The 16,765-nt window shown below is 70.8% G+C and carries 20 protein-coding genes; 11 read left to right on the top strand and 9 right to left on the bottom strand.

Features of this window, described 5'->3' with window-relative positions; genetic code table 11:
- Positions 1-6: 6 nt before the first annotated feature.
- Together ABZ463_RS34890 and ABZ463_RS34885 are read right to left on the bottom strand one after the other, a co-directional pair.
- The gene (locus tag ABZ463_RS34890) at positions 7-141 is read right to left on the bottom strand and encodes a lasso RiPP family leader peptide-containing protein (RefSeq protein WP_362782908.1); all 135 of its coding nucleotides are present in this window, start codon (positions 139-141) and stop codon (positions 7-9) included.
- A 149-nt stretch (positions 142-290) separates the two neighbouring features.
- Entirely contained in the window at positions 291-1,460 is a 1,170-nt protein-coding gene (locus ABZ463_RS34885; RefSeq protein WP_362782905.1) for an alpha/beta hydrolase, read from the bottom strand.
- 116 nt (positions 1,461-1,576) lie between these two features.
- Between ABZ463_RS34885 and ABZ463_RS34880 the strand changes: the two genes are divergently transcribed.
- A complete protein-coding gene (locus ABZ463_RS34880) occupies positions 1,577-2,458 on the top strand; it encodes a LysR family transcriptional regulator (protein ID WP_362782948.1) in 882 nt (293 codons plus the stop codon).
- A gap of 6 nt (positions 2,459-2,464) precedes the next feature.
- Here the strand turns inward: ABZ463_RS34880 and ABZ463_RS34875 are convergent, their stop codons facing one another.
- The 6 genes from ABZ463_RS34875 to ABZ463_RS34850 form a co-directional block, all read right to left on the bottom strand.
- On the bottom strand, positions 2,465-3,373 hold the full coding sequence (locus ABZ463_RS34875) for a neutral zinc metallopeptidase (RefSeq protein ID WP_362782902.1): 909 nt from the start codon (positions 3,371-3,373) through the stop codon (positions 2,465-2,467).
- Positions 3,374-3,640: 267 nt separating this feature from the next.
- Positions 3,641-3,859, bottom strand: coding sequence for a BldC family transcriptional regulator (locus ABZ463_RS34870; RefSeq protein ID WP_362782899.1), 219 nt, complete (start codon positions 3,857-3,859; stop codon positions 3,641-3,643).
- A gap of 18 nt (positions 3,860-3,877) precedes the next feature.
- Entirely contained in the window at positions 3,878-4,111 is a 234-nt protein-coding gene (locus ABZ463_RS34865; protein ID WP_352015454.1) for a hypothetical protein, read from the bottom strand.
- A 297-nt stretch (positions 4,112-4,408) separates the two neighbouring features.
- Positions 4,409-4,720 (bottom strand): hypothetical protein, encoded by a 312-nt coding sequence (locus ABZ463_RS34860; RefSeq protein WP_362782896.1) that lies wholly within the window; start codon positions 4,718-4,720, stop codon positions 4,409-4,411.
- Between the two features lie 59 nt (positions 4,721-4,779).
- Positions 4,780-5,172 (bottom strand): hypothetical protein, encoded by a 393-nt coding sequence (locus ABZ463_RS34855; protein WP_362782894.1) that lies wholly within the window; start codon positions 5,170-5,172, stop codon positions 4,780-4,782.
- On the bottom strand, positions 5,169-5,387 hold the full coding sequence (locus ABZ463_RS34850; RefSeq protein WP_362782891.1) for a hypothetical protein: 219 nt from the start codon (positions 5,385-5,387) through the stop codon (positions 5,169-5,171). The genes ABZ463_RS34855 and ABZ463_RS34850 overlap by 4 nt, the downstream gene beginning before the upstream one ends.
- Positions 5,388-6,315: 928 nt before the next feature.
- On the opposite strand from ABZ463_RS34850, the gene ABZ463_RS34845 reads away from it, so the two are divergent.
- The 8 genes from ABZ463_RS34845 to ABZ463_RS34810 all read left to right on the top strand — a co-directional run bounded on the left by ABZ463_RS34845 (position 6,316) and on the right by ABZ463_RS34810 (position 13,599).
- On the top strand, positions 6,316-6,594 hold the full coding sequence (locus ABZ463_RS34845) for a winged helix-turn-helix domain-containing protein (RefSeq protein ID WP_362782888.1): 279 nt from the start codon (positions 6,316-6,318) through the stop codon (positions 6,592-6,594).
- Between the two features lie 184 nt (positions 6,595-6,778).
- Complete coding sequence (locus ABZ463_RS34840; protein ID WP_362782885.1) at positions 6,779-7,636, top strand: helix-turn-helix transcriptional regulator; 858 nt, start codon at positions 6,779-6,781, stop codon at positions 7,634-7,636.
- A gap of 8 nt (positions 7,637-7,644) precedes the next feature.
- Entirely contained in the window at positions 7,645-7,854 is a 210-nt protein-coding gene (locus ABZ463_RS34835; RefSeq protein WP_362782882.1) for a DUF397 domain-containing protein, read from the top strand.
- 109 nt (positions 7,855-7,963) lie between these two features.
- A complete protein-coding gene (locus ABZ463_RS34830) occupies positions 7,964-8,167 on the top strand; it encodes a DUF397 domain-containing protein (RefSeq protein WP_362782879.1) in 204 nt (67 codons plus the stop codon).
- 103 nt (positions 8,168-8,270) lie between these two features.
- Positions 8,271-8,474, top strand: a complete 204-nt coding sequence (locus ABZ463_RS34825; RefSeq protein ID WP_362782876.1) for a DUF397 domain-containing protein — start codon at positions 8,271-8,273, stop codon at positions 8,472-8,474.
- A 118-nt stretch (positions 8,475-8,592) separates the two neighbouring features.
- Positions 8,593-8,922, top strand: a complete 330-nt coding sequence (locus ABZ463_RS34820) for a trypco2 family protein (protein ID WP_352015462.1) — start codon at positions 8,593-8,595, stop codon at positions 8,920-8,922.
- A gap of 73 nt (positions 8,923-8,995) precedes the next feature.
- On the top strand, positions 8,996-11,911 hold the full coding sequence (locus ABZ463_RS34815) for a tetratricopeptide repeat protein (RefSeq protein WP_362782872.1): 2,916 nt from the start codon (positions 8,996-8,998) through the stop codon (positions 11,909-11,911).
- A gap of 278 nt (positions 11,912-12,189) precedes the next feature.
- Complete coding sequence (locus tag ABZ463_RS34810) at positions 12,190-13,599, top strand: FAD-dependent oxidoreductase (protein ID WP_362782869.1); 1,410 nt, start codon at positions 12,190-12,192, stop codon at positions 13,597-13,599.
- Between the two features lie 32 nt (positions 13,600-13,631).
- Here the strand turns inward: ABZ463_RS34810 and ABZ463_RS34805 are convergent, their stop codons facing one another.
- Positions 13,632-15,107 (bottom strand): MFS transporter, encoded by a 1,476-nt coding sequence (locus ABZ463_RS34805; protein ID WP_362782866.1) that lies wholly within the window; start codon positions 15,105-15,107, stop codon positions 13,632-13,634.
- Between the two features lie 65 nt (positions 15,108-15,172).
- On the opposite strand from ABZ463_RS34805, the gene ABZ463_RS34800 reads away from it, so the two are divergent.
- Positions 15,173-16,162: a WYL domain-containing protein gene (locus tag ABZ463_RS34800; RefSeq protein ID WP_362782863.1), complete on the top strand. Its 990-nt coding sequence runs from the start codon at positions 15,173-15,175 to the stop codon at positions 16,160-16,162.
- Between the two features lie 91 nt (positions 16,163-16,253).
- On the top strand, positions 16,254-16,697 hold the full coding sequence (locus tag ABZ463_RS34795) for a nitroreductase family deazaflavin-dependent oxidoreductase (RefSeq protein WP_352015468.1): 444 nt from the start codon (positions 16,254-16,256) through the stop codon (positions 16,695-16,697).
- The last annotated feature ends 68 nt before the right edge of the window (positions 16,698-16,765 follow it).

Genomic DNA, 16,765 nt, shown 5'->3' with positions numbered 1-16,765 from the left:
TGACACTCAAACGCCATTGAAGAGATGGAACGGCGGTAGGCCGCCATCCGGGTAGATCCCCTCGCTCTCGCCCAGGGTGAGGTCGGCGAAGTCGCCCACCTCGACGAGTACGGGCCTGTCGTAGCGCGTGTCGTTGTCCACGTGCTTCCTCCTTCGGGGGATCGGATGCTGTGCGCATCGTCCCCGACCCACCGCGCTACGCAATGTAGTCGTCAGGACACTCTTGGCTATCCGATCCCGTCACACGGGCGTCAGGCCACGGGATCACATGTCGCCCTCCGCGACAAGGTTCAGGGCCGGGATGCCCTCTCCCGCGATCTCACCAGGGCGGTGAAGGCCTCGACGGCGTCGACGACCGCCTCGAAGCGGAACGAGTGGTACAGGTCGAAGGCGTGGTTCCCGCCGCGCAACTCGACGTAGACGACGGGGGCGGCCGAGGTCTCGCGCAGGCGGCCGGCGAAGTGCCGGGCCTCGGCGACGGGCACGATCGGGTCAAGATCACCGTGGGCCACGAGGAACGGCGGCGCGTCGGCGGTGATGTGGGCCAGCGGCGAGGACTCGGGCCCCTGGCCGAAGTAGGTGCCGTACCAGCCGTTCAGGTAGACGGCGCCGGACACGGAGGTGTCGGCGTCCTCGAAGCCCGGCTGGAAGGCGGGGTCGTTCTGGGTGAGCGCGGCCAGCGCCGCCATGTGCCCGCCCGCCGAACTGCCCGCGACGAACAGCGTCGACGGGTCGGCACCGTACTCGTGGCCGTGCTCGCGCACCCACGCGATGACCTTCTTGAGGTCGATCAGGTGATCCGGGTGCTGAGCCTGGGGCCGCAGCCGGTAGGTGGCGCTGACGCACACCCATCCCTGACCGGCCAGGTGGTGGAGCAGGGGAAGCGACTGGCTGTTCTTGCGTCCGCCGGAGTAGGTGCCGCCGTGCAGATGGATCATGACCGGTGCGCCCTGCGGGCGCGAGCGGTGGTGGTAGACGTCGAGCAGGTTGCGCCGACCGGCGTCGCCGTACGAGAGGTCGGCCACGCGCCGGACGTCCAGGCGGCGCCGGAAGACGGGCAGGAACAGGACTCGCGCCAGCGGGGGACGGCGCCGCAGCCCTTCGGCGAGGTCGGCGTCGAGGGCGGCACGCCATCCGGTGCCCAGCCCCTGGTCCAGGGCGTGTTCCACCCGTGCCCGTTCCCCGAGCGCGCGACGGGCGACGACCGCGAGCCCGAGCGTGGTCACGGCGGCCAGGGCGACGACCGCCCACCCGCCTGCCGAGTCGATGTCGCCTTCGGCGAACGCCAACGCCGTCGGGAGCAGCAGGAGCCAGAAGAAGGCCGCGAACGGCAGTTCGTTGGCGGCCAGGCCGAAGTAGTAACTCACCCGGCCGAGCGGACGTGAGAACGGCACCGGCCGCAGCGCGAACAGCGTGCCGACCGCGACGAGCGTCACAGGGAACAGATAGCCGACGGGCACCGAACCTCCAAGCCTTTCCGCACCCCAGCCTCCCCGACCCGTCAGCGTCGCATCAACGACGGATCCGATAACGTCTTTTAACCCTGAACTAAATAATCCGGAGGCCGCCCGTGGAGATGCGAGAGATCGAGATCTTTCTGGTGGCGGCCGAGGAGCTGCACTTCAGCCGTACGGCCGAGCGGCTGGGCATCAGCCCGGCCCGCGTCAGCCAGACGATCAAAAAGCAGGAACGGCGCATCGGCGCGCCCCTGTTCGACCGCACCACCCGAGTCGTGCGCCTGTCCCCGCTCGGCGAGCAGCTGTACCAGGCGCTCAAGAGCGGCCACCGGCAGATCGAGCAGGGGATCGCGGCCGCTCAGGCCGCCGCCGACGGCACCGCGGGAACACTGACCCTCGGCACCACCGGCCCGTACTCCCTGCGGATCAAGAACGTTCTCGACCTGTTCCTGGCCCGCCACCCGGACGCCCGCCTCCAGCACCGCGAGATCCAGCCGGCCTCCCCCCTGGACCTGATCAAGTCGGGCGAGTTGGACGTGGCCTACCTGTGGCTGCCGATCCGCGAGCCCGAGCTGACCGTCGGACCGGTCTCGCACACCTCCGAGGTGATGCTGATGGTCTCCGCCGACCATCCCTACGCGGGACGGGACAGCATCTGTCTTGAGGATCTCGGCGACTGCGTCGTGGTCGAGGGCCAGTCGATCCCCCGCTACATGGAGGAGGTCTTCAACCCTTGGCACACCCCTTCCGGCCGCCCCGTCCGCCGCGGCCCCAAGGTCACCACCTGGCAGGAGGCACTCAGTGTCGTCTCCTCGGGCCAGGCCACCGCCGGAGTCACCGCCGAGGCGGTCGACTTCTACCCATGGCCCAGCCTGGCCTTCGTCCCCATCCGGGACGCCCCCCGCTCCCGGTGGGCATTCGTCTGGCGTACCTCGGACGAGACTCCGCTCGTTCGCGCGTTCGTCAGAGCTGCCGCCGACGCCCTGCGACCGGTGGAGTGACGGGTCTCAGAGGGCGCCGGAGAAGGTGTCGCAGTCGGCGGGGGCTCCCGTTCGGTAGCCGGTGGTGAACCACTTCATCCGTTGTTCGGCGCTGCCGTGTGTCCAGCCCTCGGGATCGACCCTGCCCTGGGTGCGCCGCTGGATCCTGTCGTCACCGACGGCCGCCGCGGCGTCCAGCGCCTCCTGGATGTCGGCGGCGGTGAACGGGCCGGTGTAGAAGCCGGTCTCGACGGCGTGCTTGGCCCACACCCCCGCGTAGCAGTCCGCCTGGAGCTCCAGCCTGACCGAGGCGCTCTCGGCCCCCCTGCGGTCGTCGCCGACCCGCCGGGAGGTGCCGATCAGGTTCTGCACGTGGTGACCGTACTCGTGGGCGATCACATACGCCTGGGCGAACGGACCTCCCCTGGCGCCGAAACGGCTCTCAAGGTCGCCGAAGAAGCCCAGGTCGAGATAGACGCGGCTGTCGGCCGGGCAGTAGAACGGGCCGACCGCCGAACTGGCCTGGCCGCATCCGGTGTTCACTCCCCCGGTGAACAGGATGGTCCTGGCGTTGCGGTAGGCGCCCTTGCCGCGTTCGGTGAACGCCTCACGCCAGTAGGCCTGCACGCTGTTGACCACGCCGACCACCCGGCACCTGTCCGACTGGTCGGCGTCGCTGCCCTTGCGGCACTGGGCGCCCAGGTCGGAGCCGGAGGTCGCGGGACGCCGGGCCCCTCCGTCGCCACCGGCGCCACCGTCACCGCCGCCGAGCAGCGCCGCCGGGTCGATCCCGAAGAACAGCGCCGCCACCACCAGCACGATCACACCGACGACACCGCCGCCGACCATGAGCCCCCCGCCGGGGAACCCGCCGCCACCGCCGCCGACGTCCTCGACCTGGGAGGCGTCGAGGTCCACGTCGTCGCGAAAGTCCATCGGAGCCGCTTTCTCTGGACGAGATCTGCGCGGCCCCATTGTCTCCCCGATCTCCGTGTCGAGGAAGTCCGCCGGGTCGTCACGGCCTGCCCACATTGGGCTTGGGACGGTGCTCGGGCAGCGCCACAAAACGGACTCGCCGACCGGTCAGCCGTGCGTGGACGGGTCCTCCACCCGGCGTGCTCGACTGCTCCACGATGCCCGGATCCCCCACACCACGGTCGTCGGGGCCGCGGAGCCTCAATGTGACCTGGTGGTACGGCGGGCCTACCCGCTCAGCAGGGCGCCGATGTCGCTCTGGCGGTAGCGGCGTTGGCCGCTGGGGGTTCGCACCGAGGGGATGCGGCCGGTCAGGGCCCACCGGTTGACGGTCTTGGGGTCCACGCCGAAGATCCGAGCGACCTCGCCGGGGGTGAGGAGTCGTTCGACGGTGTCCGGTCCGGTGGTGAAGGTGCCGTCGGGGGCGACGGCCTTGAGGGCGGCCATGGGGAACTCCTGGGGGTCTCAGTAGCGGAGGGTGTGCAGGATCTGGTCGTGGCGTGCCAGCGCTCTGGCCAGCCGGTGCAGGGTGGTACGGCCGAGCACGTCCCTGGCTCCGGCTCTGCGCTGGTCGGGCCGCAGGGGGTGGTAGCGGACGGCCCACCACCGGGGCAGGCCGGGCAGGTCGTGTTCCTCGTACCGCCAGGCGGGGTGGGTGCTGATGAGCAGGTCGATCAGGCGCCGTTCGTCGTCGGTCATGGTCGTCCCGGTTCGGAGGCGGGCAGGGAACACACGTCGTTCGGGCCGTGAGGTCAGGGCTTCGACCCTTTTCGCGGGGCGGGTGCCCGGCCCCGAGCCGGGGAGCATGCGGCCGGGCACCCTGGAGGAGGACCGGCCCCACGGATGGGGCCGGTGCGCCAGACGGCTCCCCCTTCCCCAACACGCTCGGCGTGTGTGGGAGCCGTCTTGCGAGGGTGTGCGGCCCAGGTCCCTCCTACCTGAGCCGCACGTTCATGGGGTACGACGGATACGGTTCCTCCGCCCGCCGTACCGGCTTCAGGAGCGCAGCAACCCGCGCAACGCCGTGGATCGGCTTGGCCCAACGGCCTGAACGGCCCGGGAGATCCGGGCGGACTGCCTGGCCCGAGCGCTCTGGAGAGCACGGGCGACGGCGACGGCCCGGATGCTCGGCGGCACCTCCGGAGACGTCTGGGCGGCCAGCTTGCGGTCCAACTCCTCGGCCGACTCCGCCCGCACCAACAGCGCGTCCCCGGCGTACGGCCTGCCGGGCAGGGCGCTCCGGTAGGCGCTCCACAGGCCGGACCGCGAGCTGTGGAAGACCAGCCAGCCGGGATGAGCCTGTTGCACGGTGTCACAGGCTCGATCGGAGAACTCGGCCCCTTGACCAGGCACCCGGGCCGTCGGCATCACGCGGCCCTCCCGTCCGGCGAACGTCCTCCGGCGGACACCGTCTCCCCACCGGGCTCCTCGTTCCGTGCCCCGGAAGACGGACGACCGGCCCCACCCCTCCTACGCCGGACCGGCGCCGGAGCAGGCCGCGCCGCGGACCGCGTCGCCCGGATCATCTCGGCCTCCCGCATCCGCTCCTCCAACCCGTCGCCGGTTGGGTCCTCGACGATGACCGGCCGAGAACCGCCCCAGGCGGCGACCGCGTAGAAGCTGCGCCGTCCCAGGCTGTAGAGGACGGTCCAGTCGGCCCACGCCTGGTCGATCCGCTCGGCCTCCGCCTTCGCCGGGCCGTCCCACACCCTCCGGTACACCGGCTCGTACGGCTGGCCGTCGCGGTGCCGCCCGGTCACGAGGGCACCCCCTCAACAACGGTGCGGGCCTTCTCCTCCTGCGCGGCGATGACGGCCTGGACCTCGTCGAAGGTGTCGGCGTCCACCGCCGACTCCGCCCCGGCCCGTACGGCGAGGCGGGGGAAGGGCCGGTTGCGGAAGGCCCAGAACCGGCCCGCGCTGCTGATGAGCAACCGCCAGCCCGGGATCACCGGGCGGTCGGGGGTGTGCTGCACGATCTGGACCTCCGTGATCCGATCAGAGGCGTGCCTGGGCGGGGTGTTCGCCAGACGGGCCTGCCCTGCGGGACAAGAAACAGCCGGAACCCGAACACGAGCGCGGGAAACGGGACATCGGTCTCCGCCCCGGTACGGCCTGCCGCTCGCGGGCCGTACACCGCCGGAGTGGCCGGGTTGGCGCAACCTCGCCCAGGAGATCCCCGCCCGGGGAACGCCGGGGGCGGGACGCCGAATTCGTCGAGGCGGCGACGGCCGGGCAGGCGCGACGGGCGCGGCCTCCGGCCCCCGCTCCGGAGTGACGACCGGCTTATCCACGTTCGGAACCCGCTCCGGAACGGCGACGGGATCGCCCGGGGACACCGGCGTCTCGTCGGCCGCCTCCGCAGGACCAGCCGGTACGGCGTTCGCGGCCGGAACCATCGCGGGCGCCCCCGGCTCAGGATCAGGATCGGGACGACGCTGACCGGGCACCAGCGGAACCACCTCCCCCGGCGCGACCTCAACCGGAGGCCGAGGCGCCGGAAGGACCTGCGGGCCGTACGCACGCCGAGCCTGCAGCCGGGCGTCCATCAACGCCCCGGACGGCTGCACGTACTCATGCCCGTCCTGGGCGGAACAGCCGTGGGCATAGGGGGAATGCCCACACCGGGCACACCCCATGGGCAGCGGCACGGCACCGGCGAAACAGCCACAACCGTCCCGAATCGACGTGCCCGAGCCAAAGCCCGGAGCACTACTCTTACTCACGTCAGGAGTTACCTTCCTGATAGAGGGCCTGTCCCGGCGGTGCAACGCCGGGCAGGTCGTTTCTTTTAAGTTGCCTGGTAGGCGCTCTAGTGTGTCCTGCCCTACCACGGTAGGCTCGCGGCTATCTCGCCCTATGCCACAAGAGCGTGCAAGGCGCCAGCCCTCTACGGTCTGGCTCGTGAGCGGATCTCTGGAGTCATTCCCTGGATGGCGGCTAGATAGGGCCAGATGGAAGCAGGTGTACGACATCCTGCGAGAGCGCCTGGAGGCCGGGACGTACAAGACCGGGTTTCCGATCCCGAGTCTCAGCCAACTGGAGCAGGAGTGGCCCGACCTGGCCCGCAACACCATCCGTAAGGCGATAGCCCGGCTGGAGAAGGAGGGCTTCGTGCGAGGGGAGGTGGGCGTCGGAACTTTCGTCCGCCCCAAGGACGAGTGGCAGGCCGCCGACGACTGAGCAGCCCCGGAGGCCGAAGTGCCGTCCGGCGCAACCTGTCGCAGCCAGCTCTGCCATGATTCCCTCACTCACAGTCGTTGCCTGGGAACTCATAGTGCCGCTTCGGTGGTCAACTCGCAATACCCAAATGAGCAATACCCAAAAATAAGTTACCGTGAGCCTCTCAAGCCAGGAGGCACCCCCGATGACCCACATCTACAGCCCCACGGTGAGACGACGGCGCCTGTCCGCCGCACTACGTCGAGCCCGTAGTGACGCTGGCCTCACCGCCGAAGCGGCGGCCAAGCTTCTCGGATGGCCCGCATCCAAGGTCACCCGGATAGAACGCAACGAGTGGCGAAGACCCACCGTCAGCGATGTGACCGACATGCTCGACGTGTACGGCGTCACCGATGAGGCCGTACGGAAGGCGATGAGCACCCTGGCCCGTCAGGCACGTGAACGGGGATGGTGGGAAGGGGAGCTACGTGCCGAACTGGGAGGCAGCCTCGTAGAGTTCGAAACCGAGGCATCGAAGATCCGCGTCTTCCAAGCCCTGCTCGTTCCAGGCCTGCTCCAGACCGCCGACTACGCACGTGCTGTCTTTCGCGGCGGCATGATTGTTGATCAAGACATGGTCGAACGGCGCGTTCATGCCCGTCTCGCTCGGCAACAGATCCTGGAACGCGATCACCCCCTGAATCTGTGGGTGATCCTCGACGAGGCGGCACTCATCAAGCACGTGGGAGGCCCTGCGGTCATGCGTGCACAAATTCACCACCTGATCGACATGGCGGCTCGTCCGAACATTGGCATCCAAGTGGTTCCGAACACGGCAGGCGCTCATGCGTCCATGTCAGGCGCGTTCACGATCCTGTCGTACCCCACCCCGGACGACCCCGAGCTTGTCTACATCGAAACGGGTACCAACGGAGACCTGTACCTCGAAGGAACAGAGGAAATTGAGCGCTATACGCTCAAATACGACCACATACGAGGAAGCGCCCTATCAGTGGAAGCCTCAGTGGCGCGCATGATGAACCTGGCCGAACAACTGAAGTGAGGAAAACCGTGGATCGCACCCAGGCCCAGAACCTCACCTGGCGCAAGTCCTCCCTGAGTAGCGCAGATGGAGGCGATTGCGTCGAGGTGGCCTCACTACCCGAAGGTGGACACGCCGTTCGCGACAGCAAGGACCCCTCCGGCCCGGCCTTGGCGTTCACCCCCGCCCAGTGGCGCTCGTTCATCGGCCGCGTAAGGACCGGCGCCTTCGACGCCTGAGCATCTTCACTCTTGGACCCCGGCACCCACACGGGCGCCGGGGTCTTGCATGTGCGATGGGACGCTCACACAGTGAGGACCAGGAACCCGACGAAGGCGAGGAACAGCCATGTCCCCTGACCTGACCGGCGCCCAGTTCCGCAAGTCCAGCCTCAGCGGCGCTGGCGAGAACTGCGTTGAGGTCGCCACCAACCTCCCCGGCCTGGTCGCCGTCCGCGACAGCAAAGACCCCTCCGGTCCCGCCCTGGCCTTCACCCCCGCCCAGTGGCGTTCGTTCGTCGGCCGCGTGAGCACCGGCGCATTCGCCGCCTGATCTCTCTTCGAGGCCCCGGCACCGTACGGCGCTGGGGCCTTGTGCATGTCAGGGACAGCTCACACAGTGAGGACCAGGAACCCAACGAAGGCGAGAAACAGCCATGTCCCCTGACCTGACCGGCGCCCAGTTCCGCAAGTCCAGCCTCAGCGGCGGCAACAACGACTGTGTGGAGGTGGCCACCAACCTCCCCAACCTGATCGTCGTCCGCGACAGCAAAGACCCCTCCGGCCCCGCCCTGGCCTTCACCCCCGCCCAGTGGCGCTCATTCATCGGCCGCGTGAACACCGGCGCCTTCGACGCCTGATCACCCGTTCCCCCGCGAGACCCTGCCGATCCGTAATCGCCTGAAATGGCGGGGAAACCCGGGCGGCGGGCGGAGCGTCTGTCTTACGGTGAGGGGCCGTGGCGGAAGGGGTGGGCGAGTGGAGATCGAGCTGTCCAAGGCGGTCGAAGGGCTGCGTGACGAGTTGCTGGAGGCGGCGGTCACCGGAGCGGGCAGCCACATCGCGTTCGCGGTGGGGCCGATCGAGCTGGAGTTCGCCGTGGAGTTGAAGGCCGACGCCAAGGCCAAGGCCGGGTTCAAGGCCTGGGTCGTCTCCGCCGACGCCGAAGCGGGGGTGAGTCGGGCACGGACCCACACCGTTCGCGTCACGCTCACGCCCAAGCACCGCGACGGCGGTGACCTGCTGATCACCGACACCTCCGGGCAGATCGCCGGGCCGGGCGAGGTCGGCGGGCACCTGGGCCGCTGACTGTCCGGCCTGCTGTTCGACCAGTCCAGGGCCTCGGCGCCGATGCCGGGGCCTTCTGCGGAAGGGAGCGCGGGTGCAGCGTCAGCGGGTGGTCGCCGTCGTCACCACCACCTCGGTGGCCGCGTCCGGGCGGGGGTCGGGGTATGTGGTCGGGCCGCGACTGGTGCTGACCTCCGCCCATGTGACCGGCCCGACCGGCTCGCCGGTGGAGGTGTTCCATCCCGGACATCCGCAGACCTACTGTGGGCGCGTGGTGTGGTCGGGCACACCAGGTGGGTGCGACGACGCCGCCCTGGTCGTCATCGACGACCAGGCCTGGAGGCCGCCGCCGGGCCGGGCGGTGTGCTGGGGCCGCACCCTCACCTACCGGCCCGGCATCCCGTGCGAGAGTTGGGGGCTGCCCGCCCTGGTGCAGCGCGAAGGTCGTCCGGCTGATTTGCTGCAGCCCTCCGGGACCCTCAACCCCGGCGACCGCTACGTGGGCGACCGCTACGTCATGGCCGTGACCGGCACCGCCCCCGAAGCGCCGATGGACGGATCCTCGCCGTGGGCGGGCATGTCGGGGGCGGCGCTGTTCTGCGGGGACCTGCTGGCCGGGGTCATCACCGCCGATCCGGCAGGGCGCGGTCACAGCCATCTGGAGGCGGTGCCGGCCTACGTGCTGCACCACGACCCGGCCTTCCGCGCCGTGCTGGGCGAGCACAGCGCGATCGAGGAAAGGGAAGGGGTGGTGCTGGAGCCGATCGAGTTCCAGCACCTGGCCGAAGCGGCCGACCCCGCCGCAGTCGTCGTGCCCGGCGGGATCGGGGTCTCACCGGCGGGCCTGCTGCGGGCGCGCCGCCAGATCGTGCCCTTCCACGGCCGCCAGGACGTCCTGGCGCGACTGAACGCCTGGGCCGACCTGCCGGGGTTCGGGGCGCTTCTGTTGCACGGTGTGGGCGGGCAGGGCAAGACTCGCCTGGCCACCCACCTGGCCGGGCAACTGGCCGCCTCCGGGTGGGGCACGCTGTGGCTGCGCCCGAACGCCTCCCCTGCCGATCTGGCCGTGATCGCCGACACCGCCGCCGGGCTGCTGGTGGTCATCGACTACGCCGAATCACGCACCGATCAGGTCACCGCCCTGCTGGAGGCCGCCACCCGCCTGGAGAGCCCCTGCCCGCTGAAGGTACTGCTGGTGGCCCGCACCGCCGGCTCGTGGTGGCACAGCCTCAAACACGCCTCCCACACCAACGGGGCCCTGCTGGAGCACGCTCCCCTCATTGACCTGCAGGCCCTGGAGCAGAACCCGGCAGAGCGCGGGCACGCCTACCGCCAAGCCGCGCTCGCCTTCGCCCGCGCCCTGCAACAGGCGCCGACCCTCGCCGGGGCCGGGGAGTCATGGAGCGCCCTGGCCGCCGCCCTGCCCCTGCCGGCCGCGCTGGACGCGGCGCAACGGGGCAACGCGCTGACCCTGCACATGAGCGCGCTGGCCGATCTGCTGGACGCCGCCACCGGCGCAACGGCTGTGGACGGCGGCCACGAGGCGGGCTGGGCGGAGGCGGCCGGGGTGGAGGACCGGCTGCTGGAACACGAGGAGCGTTACTGGAGGTCCGCCGCGGTCGTCTTCGGTCTGTATGACCGTACCCGCGATGGGCTGGTGCTGCCTCAGGTCCTGACCGATGCCCTGGCCGCAGCCATCGCGTTGGGCGCCGCCGACCACTCCCAGGCCCTGGCGCTGCTGGCCCGTCTCCCCGCGCTGGCCGAGCGGTCGGCCGTCGAACGCCGTGAGCGGGTACGCGACTGGCTGGCCGCCCTCTACCCGCCGACCGACCCTCACCAGCCCTGGGGGACACTGCAGCCGGACCTGGTGGCCGAGCGTTTCATCGGCCGCCACCTGCTCACCCGGCCCGGCCTGGCCGACCGACTGACCATCGGAGCCGATACGGCCCAGGCAGTGCAGTTGCTGACCATCTACACCCGGGCGGCCGGCCACCGCGTCTTCGCCAGCAGCCTGGACGCGGCGTTGACCGCGTTGTGCGCACGCCAGGCTGCGGTGCTGGTACCGGCGGCGATCGAGGTCGCTCCCCAGGCCGAACGCCCAGCCCCGTTGCTGGACGCCCTGCAGCAGATGCTGAACGTTCCCGACCTGCCGCACACCACCGTGCAGGCCTGGCATGACCACCTGCCGCAGTACAGCCAGGTACTGGCCGGATGGGCCGTCGACCTCACCACCCGCCTGACCACCTGGCACCGCGACCACCAGGACCTGCCCAACCTCGCGATGAGCCTGAACAACCTGTCGGCCTGGCTGGGGGATCTAGGGCGGCGGGAGGAAGCCCTGGCCGCCATCGAAGAAGCCGCCGGTGTTTACCGGGAACTAGCCCGGACACAACCGGACGCCCACCTGCCCAACCTCGCGATGAGCCTGAACAACCTGTCGGTCCAGCTGGGGAAGGTGGGGCGGCGCGAGGAAGCCCTAGCCGCCATCGAAGAAGCCGCCGCCATCTACCGGAAGCTGGCCCGGGCACACCCGGACGCCCACCTGCCCAACCTCGCGGGGAGCCTGAACAACCTGTCGGTCCAGCTGGGGAAGGTGGGGCGGCGGGAGGAAGCCCTGGCCGCCATCGAAGAAGCCGCCGGTGTTTACCGGGAACTAGCCCGGGCACACCCGGACGCCCACCTGCCCGACCTCGCGGGGAGCCTGAACAACCTGTCGGTCCAGCTGGGGAAGGTGGGGCGGCGCGAGGAAGCCCTGGCCGCCATCGAAGAAGCCGCCGCCATCTACCGGAAGCTGGCCCGGGCACACCCGGACGCCCACCTGCCCGACCTCGCGATGAGCCTGAACAACCTGTCGGTCCAGCTGGGGGAGGTGGGGCGGCGCGAGGAAGCCCTAGCCGCCGCCGAGGAGGCCGTCGCGATCCGCCGGGGCTTGGCCAAGGCTAGGCCCGCGGTGTACCAGGCCGAACTGGAGCGGTCCTTGGCTGTCATGGAGTGGCTAATCAGGACGTAGGGGCAGTGATCATCGGCCCACCACAGGCGATCAAGTCCACGCGTCCGCGCGGGCCAGCCGACGCCCGCCGGAGCGTCGTCGCGCTCCCCCGCCACCTGCGCGCGACCCGTCGGCGCGCCCGGGGTCGAGTGGCCCCGCCTTCGCACATCTTCTGATTAGACACACATCTAATTTGACACACCTCTAATCCGTCGGGCATCCTGCCGACGAAGCTACTTAGACAGGCTTCGAAGCAGCGCGGACCGGTACGGCCCGTGTGAACGATGAGGAGAGGCACCATGAGCGGATGCTGCGGTCCCACCACCGTCGAGCTGGAGGCCAGTCGCCAGGCCGTACGGCTCGATGACCTGCCCGTCGTGGTCATCGGCGCGGGGCCGGTCGGGCTGGCCGCGGCGGCTCACCTGGCCGAGCGGGGCCTCGACTTCGTGGTGCTTGAGGCGGGCGAGCGGGTGGGCGCGTCGGTGGCCCGGTGGGGTCACGTCCGGGTGTTCAGCCCGTGGAAGTACGACATCGATTCGGCCGCGCGCCGTCTGCTGGAGGCCGGAGGCTGGAACGCCCCCGATGAGGAGTGGCTGCCGACCGGGGCCGAGCTGATAGAGGACTACCTGGCGCCGTTGGCCGCGTTGTTCGGTGACCGGGTCCGCACCGGCGCGAAGGTGACGGCGATCAGCAGGCTCGGCTACGACCGGGTCCGCACCGCCGGTCGTGAGCGGGCGCCGTTCCTGGTCCGCCTGGCCGACGGCGGCGAACTGCACGCCCGCGCCGTCGTCGACGCCTCCGGCACCTACGTCACCCCGAACGTGCTCGGCGCCTCCGGCCTGCCCGCGCACGGCGAGGCCGACGCGGCCGACCTGGTCGACCACGCGCTGCCCGACGTGCTCGGCGCCGACCACGACCGCTACGCCGGTAGGCATGTCCTGGTCGTCGGCGCCGGTCACTCGGCCGCCACCACGCTGCTCGCCCTCGCCCAGCTGGCCGACACCCCGATCACCTGGGCCATCCGCGCGGGCGACGCCACCCGCGCGTACGGCGGCGGCGAGGCGGACGCGCTGCCCGCGCGGGGAGCGCTCGGCACCCGCCTGCACGCCCACGTCGAAAGCGGCCGCATCCGCCTGGTGACCGGCTTCTTCACCCACGCCGTCGAACGCGACGGCGAGCGGGTGCGGGTGATCAGCCGTGACCCGTCCGGCCACGAACGGAGCGTCACGGTGGACCGGATCGTCAGCGCGACCGGTTACCGCCCCGACCACACCATCGCCGGTGAGCTGCGCCTCGACCTGGACCCGGTCCTGGGCTCCACCCGGGCCCTCGCGCCGCTGATCGACCCGAACGCGCACTCCTGCGGCACGGTGCCGCCGCACGGCGCCGACGAGCTGGCCCACCCGGAGGACGGCTACTACGCCGTGGGGGTCAAGAGCTACGGCCGCGCCCCGACCTTCCTGCTGGCCACCGGCTACGAGCAGGCCCGCTCGGTGGTCGCGGCGCTGGCCGGCGACTGGCAGGCCGCCCGGGACGTACGGCTGGACCTGCCCGAGACCGGCGTGTGCTCCTCCGGCCTGGCCGAGGCCCAGGAACAGCGGGTCGGCCTGGCCACCGGGATCAGCGGCGGCCTGCTGTCCACCCCGCTTCCCCTCGCCACCGTGAGCGCGACCGCCGGGACCTCCCAGGGCGGCGACTGCTGCGGCTGACCCGAGCACCCCGAACGTCCCGCGTGGGCTCCCTACTCGGCGTGCTCGACCGTGGTTTTCGGGAGGGCGAGCATCACGAGTGCCGTGACCAGGTAGAGCGCGGCGGAGACGATCAGGACGACGCCGAGCGCGTGGCCGTACTCGGGCAGCCCCGGTGCTCCGGTGGCCGAACCGGTGACGGAGGTGAAGAAGACCGTGCCGAGTACGGCGATGCCGACGGCGCCGCCGATCTGGTTGACGGTGGACAGCACCCCGCCCGCCGCGCCCGCGTCGCGGCCGGGGACGCCCGCGAGGACGACGTTGACGAGAATGGGCGCGGCGAGACCGAGCCCGAGGCCACCGATGAGGAGTGCGAGGGCGAGCAGCCAGTACCCGGGATCGTCGCCGTCCCTGACGAAGGACCACAGGACGAGCTGGGAGGCCGCGACGGTGAGCGAGCCGGTGACCAGGAGCGTTCTGCCCGCCCTGGCGGCGAGGGCGACGCCGAGGCCGGAGGTGACGATCGAGCCGAGCGCGTACGGAAGGATCACCAGGCCGGTCTCCCACGCGGTTCGGCCGGTTCCGTTCTGGAGGTAGACCGAGAGGGTGAGGAAGTACGACCCGATGCCGCCGAAGAAGAGCACCGAAGCGGCCAGGCCGACCGTGAAGGCGCGGATTCGCAGCAGAGCCGGGTCGAAGACGGGTTCGTCTCCACGTCCGGTGAGGCGGCGCTCGTGGACGAGGAAGATCGCGAGCACGATGGTTCCGGCCGCCAGGAGGGCGTAACTGCCCCAGGTCCATCCCCATGCCTCGGTCTGGACGATCGGCAGCAGCAGGAGAAGGATGCCCGTGGCCGCCAGGAGCGCGCCGGGGAGGTCCAGCCGGGCGGTCGAGGCGGAGCGGGACTCCGGCAGGACCTTCGCACCGACGACGAGCGCCAGGATCGAGACGGGCACGTTGATCCAGAAGATCGTGCGCCAGCCCAGGCCGAACAGGTCGGCGTCGACGAGCAGCCCGCCCAGCAGCGGGCCTGCGACCGAGGCGAGGCCCTGGACCGCCCCGTAGGCGCCGAACGCCTTGGCACGCTCAGCCGGGGCGAACGACGCCCGGATGATCCCGAACACCTGCGGGACCATGATCCCGGCGGTCAGTCCCTGCCCGGCGCGCATGCCGATGAGCGTCCCCGGATCGGCGGCCAGCGCGCACAGCGCCGAGGTGACCATGAACCCGGCCAGTCCGATCATGAACAGCCGCCTGCGGCCGTACCGGTCACCGAGCCGTCCACCGGTGATCAGGCCCGCGCCCAGGGCGAGGGCGTAGGCGGCGATCGTCCACTGGATCTGGGCGTCGCCGGCACCCAGGTCCTCGGCGATCGCCGGGGCCGCGACGGTGACGATCGTCGCGTCGAGAAGGTCCATGAAGGAACCGAAGAGCACCACCAACAGCGCGGCGCCGGAGACGGGTGCCGGAACGGCCCCGATGGTGCGAATGCCCTTTCGGGGGCTCGGGGAACTGGGGGAATCGGTCATGTCGACCACCGTCGTCGGCGTAGTTGCCATCGAGTGGCCGCTATCGGGGGGAGAATCGAAGAATCATGGCCACCACCTCCGCGCGGGCGCTCAAGCTGCTGTCGATCTTCGGGATCGGCGCGACCCTGAGCGCCGAGGAACTCGCCGCCCGGCTCGGGGCGTCGGTGAGAACCGTGCGCCGCGACATCGACACGCTCCGGGACCTCGGGTACGAGATCGAGGCCGTCCGTGGAGCGGGTGGCGGGTACCGGCTCGGCCACGCCACCCGCCTGCCGCCGGTCGTCTTCGACGAGGACCAGGCCGTCGCCGTGGCCGTCGCGCTCCAGACCGTGCCGACGGTCCTGTCCGGCATCCGCGAGAACGCGGCCCGTGCCCTCGCCACGCTGCACCAGGCGATGCCCACGCGCAGCCGCCTGCACGCGGAGGCGTTCACCGTCTCCTCGGCCCGCAACTACTGGGAGTTCCCCGCGCCACCGATCGACGCCGAGATCGTCCGCGCCGTCGGCAGCGCGATCAACCGGCGGCACCTCGTCCGCGTGGACTACACCGGCGACGGCGCACCCGTCACGCTCACGCTGGAGCCGCACGACCTCGTGGTCTGGGCCGCACGCTGGTACCTGGTCGCCTTCGACCCGGACGCCGACCGATGGCGCGCGATGCGCGTGGACCGCTTCACGCCGCACACGCCCACGCACACCCCCTTCGTCCGGCGTGACATCCCGCACGGCGATCCCGTCGCCTTCGTCATGACCGCGCACGACCGTGGGGACGCCGCCGCCGAATGGCAGTGCCGTGGCTCGGCCGTCCTCGCCCTGCCCGCCTCGACCGTCGCCAGGTTCGCCCCCGGTGGATCGACGGTCGAGTACGACACCGAGAACACGTGCCGGCTCACCCTCGGCGCGTGGTCATGGCCGGGGCTGGCGGGGCTGCTCCTCACCTTCGACGCCGACATCACGGACATCGAACCGGCCGAACTCCGGCAGGCCCTGCACTCCCTGCGCGCCCGGATCGGCAGAGGGCTCGAACCCGCCGCCCCGCCTCGGCCGGAGCGGTGACGTCGCGGGGCGGGGTACTCGAAACGGGCCGCTCGCGATGCGACAGTTGGACCGCGCGGCATCATCCGTAGGCGACGACAGGGTGGCCATCATGCCTCTTGAGGGCGAGTACGGGCCGAGTCCGGCTCAGTGGATACGCGAACAGGTCGAGCTGTACGAGAGTTCGGACGGCACGCGGGGGACGACGCTCTGGGACACGGGGCTGCCCGTCGTCATCCTCACGACGCGCGGCGCGCGGAGCGGCAAGCTTCGTAAGATCCCGCTGATGCGCGTGGAGCACGAGGGGCGGTACGCGGCCGTGGCCTCCAAGGGCGGCTTCCCGCGTCACCCGGACTGGTACTTCAACGTCAGGTCCGACCCGCGCGTGGAACTCCGGGACGGCGCCGTACGCCAGGACATGACGGCCCGTGAGGTCACCGGGGACGAGCGGGCCGAGTGGTGGGAGCGCGCGGTCGCCGCGTACCCGGCATACGCGGAGTACCAGGAGAAGACAGACCGGGTGATCCCCGTCTTCGTGCTGGAACCGGGTACCTGACACCGGGAGGGCGTGTCCCGTTTTCCCAGGTCGGCATGTTCCCTACGTGAGCCGGACACGCGGATTTC

The organism is Streptosporangium sp. NPDC020145, assembly GCF_040631275.1.
Lineage (GTDB): Bacteria > Actinomycetota > Actinomycetes > Streptosporangiales > Streptosporangiaceae > Streptosporangium.
The sequence above is the reverse complement of the archived record's forward strand: the minus strand, read 5'-3'. Positions and strand labels throughout refer to the sequence as shown.

Bases quoted from the DNA above. Each gene is read 5' to 3' on its own strand.
- ABZ463_RS34795 (WP_352015468.1), top strand. From the start codon at position 16,254: ATGCCTCTTGAGGGCGAGTACGGGCCGAGTCCGGCTCAGTGGATACGC.
- ABZ463_RS34800 (WP_362782863.1), top strand. From the start codon at position 15,173: ATGGCCACCACCTCCGCGCGGGCGCTCAAGCTGCTGTCGATCTTCGGG.
- ABZ463_RS34870 (WP_362782899.1), bottom strand. From the start codon at position 3,859: ATGGCCGCCCTCAAGGCCGTCGCCCCCGACGGCACCTTCACCACCGGA.
- ABZ463_RS34825 (WP_362782876.1), top strand. From the start codon at position 8,271: ATGTCCCCTGACCTGACCGGCGCCCAGTTCCGCAAGTCCAGCCTCAGC.
- ABZ463_RS34805 (WP_362782866.1), bottom strand. From the start codon at position 15,107: ATGACCGATTCCCCCAGTTCCCCGAGCCCCCGAAAGGGCATTCGCACC.
- ABZ463_RS34880 (WP_362782948.1), top strand. From the start codon at position 1,577: ATGCGAGAGATCGAGATCTTTCTGGTGGCGGCCGAGGAGCTGCACTTC.
- ABZ463_RS34810 (WP_362782869.1), top strand. From the start codon at position 12,190: ATGAGCGGATGCTGCGGTCCCACCACCGTCGAGCTGGAGGCCAGTCGC.
- ABZ463_RS34830 (WP_362782879.1), top strand. From the start codon at position 7,964: ATGTCCCCTGACCTGACCGGCGCCCAGTTCCGCAAGTCCAGCCTCAGC.
- ABZ463_RS34840 (WP_362782885.1), top strand. From the start codon at position 6,779: ATGACCCACATCTACAGCCCCACGGTGAGACGACGGCGCCTGTCCGCC.
- ABZ463_RS34865 (WP_352015454.1), bottom strand. From the start codon at position 4,111: ATGACCGACGACGAACGGCGCCTGATCGACCTGCTCATCAGCACCCAC.
- ABZ463_RS34875 (WP_362782902.1), bottom strand. From the start codon at position 3,373: ATGGACTTTCGCGACGACGTGGACCTCGACGCCTCCCAGGTCGAGGAC.